Annotated in this window: 7 protein-coding genes; 1 reads left to right on the top strand and 6 read right to left on the bottom strand. The window is 72.8% G+C overall.

The window, feature by feature from the left end:
- Positions 1-131 precede the first annotated feature (131 nt).
- Positions 132-1043, top strand: a complete 912-nt coding sequence (locus tag AC51EU_RS23695; protein WP_496269069.1) for an aminoglycoside phosphotransferase family protein — start codon at positions 132-134, stop codon at positions 1041-1043.
- Between the two features lie 72 nt (positions 1044-1115).
- Here AC51EU_RS23695 and AC51EU_RS23690 read toward each other — a convergent pair whose 3' ends face one another.
- The 6 genes from AC51EU_RS23690 to dxr all read right to left on the bottom strand — a co-directional run bounded on the left by AC51EU_RS23690 (position 1116) and on the right by dxr (position 8480).
- The gene (locus AC51EU_RS23690) at positions 1116-2825 is read right to left on the bottom strand and encodes a proline--tRNA ligase (RefSeq protein ID WP_496269068.1); all 1710 of its coding nucleotides are present in this window, start codon (positions 2823-2825) and stop codon (positions 1116-1118) included.
- Between the two features lie 90 nt (positions 2826-2915).
- The gene (locus AC51EU_RS23685) at positions 2916-3452 is read right to left on the bottom strand and encodes a GNAT family N-acetyltransferase (RefSeq protein ID WP_496269067.1); all 537 of its coding nucleotides are present in this window, start codon (positions 3450-3452) and stop codon (positions 2916-2918) included.
- A gap of 77 nt (positions 3453-3529) precedes the next feature.
- Positions 3530-4375 (bottom strand): GNAT family N-acetyltransferase, encoded by an 846-nt coding sequence (locus AC51EU_RS23680; RefSeq protein ID WP_496269066.1) that lies wholly within the window; start codon positions 4373-4375, stop codon positions 3530-3532.
- Positions 4376-4567: 192 nt separating this feature from the next.
- Positions 4568-5725: a flavodoxin-dependent (E)-4-hydroxy-3-methylbut-2-enyl-diphosphate synthase gene (ispG, locus tag AC51EU_RS23675; protein ID WP_496269065.1), complete on the bottom strand. Its 1158-nt coding sequence runs from the start codon at positions 5723-5725 to the stop codon at positions 4568-4570.
- Between the two features lie 185 nt (positions 5726-5910).
- On the bottom strand, positions 5911-7215 hold the full coding sequence (locus AC51EU_RS23670; RefSeq protein ID WP_496269064.1) for a M50 family metallopeptidase: 1305 nt from the start codon (positions 7213-7215) through the stop codon (positions 5911-5913).
- On the bottom strand, positions 7212-8480 hold the full coding sequence (gene dxr / locus AC51EU_RS23665) for a 1-deoxy-D-xylulose-5-phosphate reductoisomerase (protein ID WP_496269063.1): 1269 nt from the start codon (positions 8478-8480) through the stop codon (positions 7212-7214). The genes AC51EU_RS23670 and dxr overlap by 4 nt, the downstream gene beginning before the upstream one ends.
- Between the last annotated feature and the right edge of the window lie 39 nt (positions 8481-8519).

Genomic DNA, 8519 nt, shown 5'->3' with positions numbered 1-8519 from the left:
GGCAGCGGCGTAGCCTTCCCTGGGCTCGCGGAACGGGCCGCGGCCGGCTCCCCCTCGCCCACCGCGACCGCGTCCGCGAACGCGCTCTGAACGACCGGCCGCCCCCGTTCCAGGAAGAAGGACGCTCCACCATGCCGACGGCCCCCATCGACCCTCCGCGGCGTCTGCGCGACGCGCTCAGCGGTGATCCGGAGAGTCCCGCGGGGGTCTGGCTGGCGGATCTGCCCCGGGCCGTGACGCGGCGGCTGGACGCCTGGGAGCTGACTCTGGAGCGGGTCGTCGTCCCCGGTGGGCGCTCCAGCCTCGTCGCCCTCGTCCGTCAGCAGGACGGCACCCCCGCCGCACTGAAGTTCCCGGCCCCCTCACGGCCCGCGGGCGGTGAGGCCGCCGCTCTGGCGGTGTGGGACGGCTGGGGCGCGGTGCGGCTGCTGCGCGCCGACGAGGAGAGCGGGGCGCTGCTGCTGGAGCGGTTGCAGCCGTCGGTGTCGCTGCGTTCCCTGCCGGAGGCGAAGGCGCTGCTGGAGGCGGCGGGGACGGTGCGCCGGCTGTGGGTACCGCCGGCCGGTGATCATCCGTTCGGGACGGTGTCCTCGCTGACGGAGGAGAGCGCCACGGCGCTGCGGGCCGCGGGGGCGCGTGTCGCGTCCGCGGGCCCGCTGGTCGACGAGGCGCTGGAGGTGCGCCGGGAGCTGACGGCGGGCGGCGGGGAGGAGTTCCTGCTGCACGGGGCGTTCCGGCAGGGGAAGGTGCTGGCCGGGCAGCGGGTGCCGTGGCTGGCCGTGGGCCCGTCGCCGGTGGTCGGCGAGCGGGCGTACGACCTGGCGTCGCTGGTGCTGGACCGGTTCGAGGACCTGATGACCGGTTCCGGCGCGGCGGCCGCGGCGCGGCGCCGGGTGGCGCGGCTCGCGGACTCGCTGGAGGTGGACCGGGACCGGCTGCGCGGGTGGACGGTGTTCCGCGCGGTGGACGCCGGTGCGCGGGAGGCGGCGTTCGGTGACCGGCAGCGCGGTGAGCTGCTGCTGGAGTTCGCGGCCTGGCTCTGAGCGGCCCCGGAAAGCGGCGGGCCGGCCGGGGCGGGTGCCCCGGCCGGCCCGGACGCCGATGGCGCCGTGGTGTCACGCGCCGAGGCGTGCCACGGCCTCCTCGACCGTCAGCTCCTCGCGCTCGCCGGTGCGGCGGTCCTTGACCTCGACGACGCCCTCGCCGGCCCGCCGGCCCGCGACGACGATGGTCGGCACGCCGATCAGTTCCGCGTCGGTGAACTTCACGCCGGGCGAGACGCCGGCGCGGTCGTCGACGAGCACCCGCAGCCCCGCGGCGCCCAGCTTCTCGCCGATCTCCAGGGCCAGCTCGGTCTGCTTGGCCTTGCCGGCCGCGACGACGTGGACGTCGGCCGGGGCGACCTCGCGCGGCCAGCACAGTCCGGACTCGTCGTGGGTCTGCTCGGCGAGCGCGGCCACGGCGCGGGAGACGCCGATGCCGTAGGAGCCCATGGTGACGCGGGCGGGCTTGCCGTTCTGGCCGAGGACGTCCAGGGAGAAGGCGTCGGCGTACTTGCGGCCGAGCTGGAAGATGTGGCCGATCTCGATGGCGCGGTCGATGCGCAGGCCGGCGCCGCAGCGGGGGCAGGGGTCGCCGGCCTCGACGACGACGACGTCGAGGTAGTCGTCGACCTCGAAGTCGCGGCCGCAGACGACGTTCTTGGCGTGCATGCCGGGCTTGTTGGCGCCGGTGATCCAGGAGGTGCCGGGGGCGACGCGGGGGTCGGCGATGTAGCGGAAGGCGGTGCCGGCCAGGCCCTGCGGGCCGACGTAGCCGCGGACGAGGTCGGGGCGGTCGGCGAAGTCCTCGGCGGTGACGAGTTCGACGGTGGCCGGGGCGAGGTGCTCGCCGAGCTTGCCGAGGTCGACCTCGCGGTCACCGGGGACGCCGACGGCGACGATCTCGCCGTCGACCTTGACCAGCAGGTTCTTCAGGGTGGCGGAGGCGGGGACGCCCAGGTGCTCGGCGAGCGTCTCGATGGTCGGGGTGTCGGGGGTGTCCAGCTCCTCGACGGGGCCGTGGTCGGCGTCCCGGGCCGGGGCGACCTTGACGGTGACGGCCTCGGTGTTGGCGGCGTAGTCGCAGGCGGGGCAGTCCACGAAGGTGTCCTCGCCGGCCGCGGCGGGGGCGAGGAACTCCTCGGAGGCGGAGCCGCCCATGGCGCCGGAGACCGCGGAGACGATGCGGTAGTCCAGGCCCAGACGCTCGAAGATCTTGGTGTACGCCTCGCGGTGCAGCGCGTACGACTCCACCAGGCCCTCGTCGGTGGTGTCGAAGCTGTACGAGTCCTTCATCTGGAACTCGCGGCCGCGCAGCACACCGGAGCGGGGGCGGGCCTCGTCGCGGTACTTGGTCTGGATCTGGTAGAGGATCACGGGCAGGTCCTTGTAGGACGTGCACTGGTCCTTGACCGTGAGGGTGAAGATCTCCTCGTGGGTGGGGCCGAGGAGGTAGTCGGCGCCCTTGCGGTCCTTGAGGCGGAAGAGGAGGTCGCCGTACTCGTCCCAGCGGCCGCTGACCTCGTAGGGCTCCTTGGGGAGCAGGGCGGGGAGCAGGACCTCCTGGCCGCCGATGGCGTCCATCTCCTCGCGGACGATGCGGGAGATGTTCTCCAGGACCTTCTTGCCCAGGGGCAGCCAGGTCCAGATGCCGGCGGAGGTGCGGCGGACGTAGCCGGCGCGCACCAGCAGCTTGTGGCTGGCGGTCTCGGCGTCGGCCGGGTCGTCACGCAGCGTCTTGATCATCAATCGGGACATGCGCTGGACCTGCGCGGCGTTGGCCATGGGAGTTTCTCCTGCGTAAGAAAGGTGACTCCCAGGAGGTTAGCCCCACCGGCGGGGAGCACGGAAATACGATTCCGGGCGGTGCGGCCGTCAGGAGCGTGGCAGCGGCAGCGGCGCGCCCATCACGGCGTAGGGGACGGGCGCGCCGGGGAAGAGGACCCGGCGGGCGAGGTCGTGGTAGCCGAGGGAGCGGTAGAGGCGGCGGGCGGGGCTCTCGGTGTCGATCGCGGAGAGGATGCTGCGGGGTTCGCCGGCGGTGTCGGTGAGGGCGGTGATCAGGGTGCGTCCGATGCCGCGCTGCTGGTGGGCGGGGTGGACATGGAGTTCGGTGATGACGAAGGAGTCGTCGAGCCAGTGGTCGTGGCCCTCGCCGCGCAGATAGGGTTCGACGACGGTGGACCACCAGTGGGCGCGGTCGTTGGGCATGCCGTAGACGAAGCCGACCAAGCGGCCTTCGGAGGTGGTGGCGCCGAGGGCGCGGGCGCCGGGGCTGCGCAGATGGCGCAGGACGATCTGCCGGCGGACGGCGATCTCGTCGTCGGTCAGTCCGAAGGCCAGGGCCTGTACGGCGAGTGCCTCGTCCACCCTGGCAGCGAGGTCGAGGGGGCCGACCGCGACGTCATTCATGCCCGGAGCGTACTAGGGACCGCCGCCGGGCCCCCGCGGGGCGGCGGTCGGCGCCGGACGGGTCCGGGGCACGGGCGTCAGAACAGCACGCTCATGAAGGCGCCGGCCTCCTGGAAGCCGACCCGGCGGTAGGCGGCGCGGGCGGCGGTGTTGAAGTCGTTGACGTAGAGGCTGACGACGGGGGCGACGTCGTCGAGGGCGTAGCGCAGGACGGCGGCCATGCCGGTCTCGGAGAGGCCGCGGCCGCGGTGGGCGGGGTCGACCCAGACGCCCTGGATCTGGCAGGCGTGGCGGGTGGCGGCGCCGATCTCGGCCTTGAAGACGACCCGGCCGTTCTCGACGCGGGCGAAGGAGCGTCCGGAGCCGACGAGCTCGGCGACGCGTGCCTGGTAGAGGAGTCCGCCGTCGCCCGCCGTCGGGGAGACGCCGACCTCCTCGGTGAACATGGCCACGCACGCGGGCATGATCAGGTCCATCTCGTTCTTGCGGATGCGCCGTACGCGGGGGTCGGGGGCGACCTCGGCGGACGGGGCGGTGGTCACCATGAGGGGCTGGTGGGCGCGGATCTCGCGGGCGGGGCCCCAGGCGGGCTCCAGGAGTGACCACAGGGCCGCGGTGGGCTCGGCGGGGCCGACGATGGAGGAGCAGCGGCGGCCCTGGCGGCGGGCGCGTTCGGCGAAGCCGCGGACGGCCTCGGGGGTGGCGCAGACGGGGACGAGGTTGGCGCCCGCGTAGCACAGGGAGCGCAGTTCACCGCCGACGTACCAGCCCCACATCTCGCCGCCGAGCCGCCAGGGGTCGAGTCCGGCGGCCTGGACCCGGGAGGCGACGAAGGCGTTGGCGACCGGCTCGCGGTCGAGGACCTCCAGGGCGGCGTCCAGCTCCCCGGGCTCCAGGACCTTGAGGGCGGTGGTCGTCAACACGTGTCGGTCAGCCTCACCGGTTCGTGCCTGGGAGGCCAGGCGGGAGCGGGGTTGCTGGAACTGTACCTCTCCCGGTGGAGGAGCGACCTGTGACGGGTGGGACGGAGGGTGCGACGGCCGGGCCCGCGCCGCCCGGGAACGCGCGGACCCCGCCACCCGGTGGGGCGGCGGGGCCGTGGTGCGGGGCCTCGGTCAGCCGGCGGTGGTGACGACGGGCTCGCCGGAGACGATGCCGTCCGCCTCCATCTGGGCGGCGATCTTCAGGGCCTCCTCGATCAGCGTCTCGACGATCTTGGACTCGGGGACGGTCTTGATGACCTCGCCCTTGACGAAGATCTGGCCCTTGCCGTTGCCGGACGCCACACCGAGGTCGGCCTCACGGGCCTCGCCCGGTCCGTTGACGACGCAGCCCATGACCGCGACGCGCAGCGGCACCTTCATGCCCTCCAGGCCCGCGGTCACCTGGTCGGCGAGCTTGTACACGTCGACCTGGGCGCGGCCGCAGGACGGGCAGGAGACGATCTCCAGACGGCGGGGCCGCAGGTTGAGGGACTCCAGGATCTGGAGGCCGACCTTGACCTCCTCGGCCGGCGGCGCCGACAGGGAGACGCGGATGGTGTCGCCGATGCCCTCGCTGAGCAGGGCGCCGAAGGCGACGGCGGACTTGATGGTGCCCTGGAAGGCCGGTCCGGCCTCGGTGACGCCGAGGTGCAGCGGGTAGTCGCAGCGGGCGGCGAGCTGGCGGTAGGCATTGACCATCACGACCGGGTCGTTGTGCTTGACCGAGATCTTGATGTCGCGGAAGCCGTGCTCCTCGAAGAGGGACGCCTCCCACAGCGCCGACTCCACCAGGGCCTCCGGGGTGGCCTTGCCGTACTTCTGGAGCAGACGCTTGTCGAGGGAGCCGGCGTTGACGCCGATGCGGATCGGGGTGCCCGCCTCGGAGGCCGCCTTGGCGATCTCCTTGACCTTGTCGTCGAACTGCTTGATGTTGCCGGGGTTCACGCGCACCGCGGCGCAGCCCGCGTCGATCGCGGCGAACACGTACTTCGGCTGGAAGTGGATGTCCGCGATCACGGGGATCTGGGACTTCTTCGCGATCACGGGGAGGGCGTCGGCGTCGTCCTGCGTCGGGCAGGCCACGCGGACGATCTGGCAGCCGGACGCGGTCAGCTCCGCGATCTGCTGGAGCGTCGCCCCGATGTCGGACGTCCGCGTCGTCGTCATCGACTGCACCGAGACCGGTGCGTCTCCGCCCACGGCGACCGGCCCGACGTGGATCTTGCGGCTGACCCGGCGGTCGGCGAGCTTGGTCGGTACGTCCGGCATTCCCAGTGCGATGGCAGTCATCTGGTGAGCAACCCCAAGGTCATGGATCAAGGGCCCGAGATCGGCGGGCTCCGGGGTCCGAGATTACGGCACAGGTGTTCCCCGAGGCACATCGCGGCTCGCGCGCACCGCGGAACGCACACGGCCGGACGCTCCGCGCGCGGGGCGGGGCGTCCGGCCGTACGGCGTCGACCTGCGGCTTCGTCTCAGCCCGTCAGCGTGACGGGATTGACGATGTCGGCGACGAGGACGAGCAGGGTGAAGCAGATGAAGACCCCGGCGACGACATAGGCGGCCGGCATCAGCTTGGCGACGTCGAACGGGCCGGGGTCGGGACGCCGGAAGACCCGGGCGAAGGCGCGCCGCAGGGACTCCCACAGGGCCCCGGCGATGTGCCCGCCGTCGAGGGGCAGCAGCGGCAGCATGTTGAACAGGAACAGCGAGAGGTTGAAGCCGGCGACCAGGTAGAGCATGGTCGCCACCCGCTGGGCCGGGGGGATGTCGAGCGAGAAGACCTCGCCGCCGACGCGGGCCGCGCCGACCACGCCCATCGGGGAGTCCGCCTTGCGCTCGCCGCCGTTGAACGCGGCGTCCCACAGGTCGGGGACCTTGCCGGGCAGGTGGACGAGGGCGCTGAAGCCCTGCTCGACCATGCTGCCCATCCGGTCGACGGACTGGCCGAAGGTCTGGCGGACGACGCCGCTGGCGGGCGTGAAGCCGAGGAAGCCCGCGGTGACGTACTCGCCGGCGACATAGCCGCCGTGGCCGTCGGTCTTGGCGACCTTGTTCTCGATGAGGTCGGCGTGCAGGGTCCTCCGCTCGCCGTGCCGCTCGACGACGAGGGTCGCGGCTCCCGTGGTGTCGCGGATCTGCGCCTGGAGGGTGTTCCAGTCGGGGACGTCGTGCCCGTTGAAGGACACGATCTTGTCGCCGGCGCGCAGGCCGGCGGCCTTGGCCGGGGAGTCCGGGGCGCCGGCGGGGCACTTGTCGGTCCGTGAGGAGGCGGAGACGACGCATTTCTCGACGGAGCCGACCATGGTCGTCTGGGTGTTGATGCCGAAGCCCATCAGCACGCTCATGAAGATCACGACCGCGAGGACGAGGTTCATGAACGGCCCGGCGAACATCACGATGACGCGCTGCCACGGCTTGCGGGTGTAGAACAGCCGCTTCTCGTCCCCGGGCTGGAGCTCCTCGAAGGCCGCCGAGCGGGCGTCCTCGATCATCCCGCGCCACGGTGAGGTGGAGCGGGCCTGGAGCTTCCCGTCGTCGCCCGGCGGGAACATGCCGATCATGCGGATGTAGCCGCCGAGGGGGACGGCCTTGACGCCGTACTCGGTCTCGCCCTTCTTCCGGGAGAAGAGCGTCGGTCCGAAGCCCACCATGTACTGCGGCACGCGGATGCCGAACATCTTGGCCGTGGAGAGATGGCCGAGCTCGTGCCAGGCGATGGAGAACAGCAGACCGACGACGAAGACGACTATGCCGAGGATGGTCATCCATGCCGTCATGCGCGAGCCTCCGAGAGGTGACGTGCCGCCGCGCGGGCGGCCAGTTCGCGGGCGCGGGCGCGCGCCCAGGTCTCCGCTTCCAAGACGGCCGCGACGGTGAGGGAGGTTCCGTTCGCGGGCGTGCCGTGTTCGGCGACCACCTCCGCGACCGTATCGACAATCCCTGTGAACGGCAGCCCGCCGTGGAGGAACGCGTCCACGCATTCCTCGTTGGCGGCGTTGAAGACGGCGGGGGCGGTGCCGCCGAGGCCGCCGACGTGGCAGGCGAGCGGGACGGAGGGGAACGCCTTCTCGTCGAGGGGGTAGAAGTCCCAGCTGCGGGCGGTGGTCCAGTCGATGCCGGGCGCGGCGTCGGGCACGCGGTGCGGCCAGCCCAGGCCGAGGGCGATCGGCATGCGCATGTCGGGCGGGCTGGCCTGGGCGAGGGTGGAGCCGTCGGTGAACTCCACCATCGAGTGGATGTAGGACTGCGGATGGACGACGACCTCGATGCGGTCGAACGGGACGTCGAAGAGCAGATGCGCCTCGATGACCTCCAGGCCCTTGTTGACCAGGGTCGCGGAGTTGATGGTGACGACCGGGCCCATGGACCAGGTGGGGTGGGCGAGCGCCTGCTCGGGGGTGACCTCCGCCAGCTCCTCGCGGGAGCGGCCCCGGAACGGGCCGCCGGAGGCGGTGACGACGAGCTTGCGGACCTCGGCGCGGTCGCCGCCGGCCAGGGCCTGGAAGAGCGCGGAGTGCTCGGAGTCGACGGGGACGATCTGGCCGGGCCGCGCGACGGCCTTGACGAGGGGGCCGCCGACGATCAGCGACTCCTTGTTGGCGAGGGCGAGCACCCGGCCGGCCCGGAGGGCGGCGAGGGTCGGCGCCAGGCCGATGGAGCCGGTGATGCCGTTGAGGACGGTGTGGCACTCGGAGGCGGCGAGTTCGGTGGCCGCGTCGGGGCCGGCCAGGATCTCCGGCAGCGGCTCGCCCGCGCCGTAACGGGCCGACAGCGCCTCGCGCAGCGCGGGCACGGCGTCCTCGCGGGCCACCGCGACGGCGGACACCCGCAGCAGGTGCGCCTGCTCGGCGAGCAGCTCCACCCGGCCGCCGGCCGCGGAGAGCGCGCTCACGCGGAAGCGGTCGGGGTTGCGCAGCACGATGTCGACGGCCTGGGTACCGATCGAGCCGGTCGAGCCGAGGATCACGACGGTCCGCGGGGTTCCCGGGTCGGCGGGGGACGGCGCGAAGCGCAGGTGCGGGTGGGCGAGGGAGTCGGTCATGGGGTCCATTGTTGCGGGTCGGTGCCGCGCCGTGGCCAC

Source organism: Candidatus Streptomyces philanthi, from assembly GCF_059553635.1.
The sequence above is the reverse complement of the archived record's forward strand: the minus strand, read 5'-3'. Positions and strand labels throughout refer to the sequence as shown.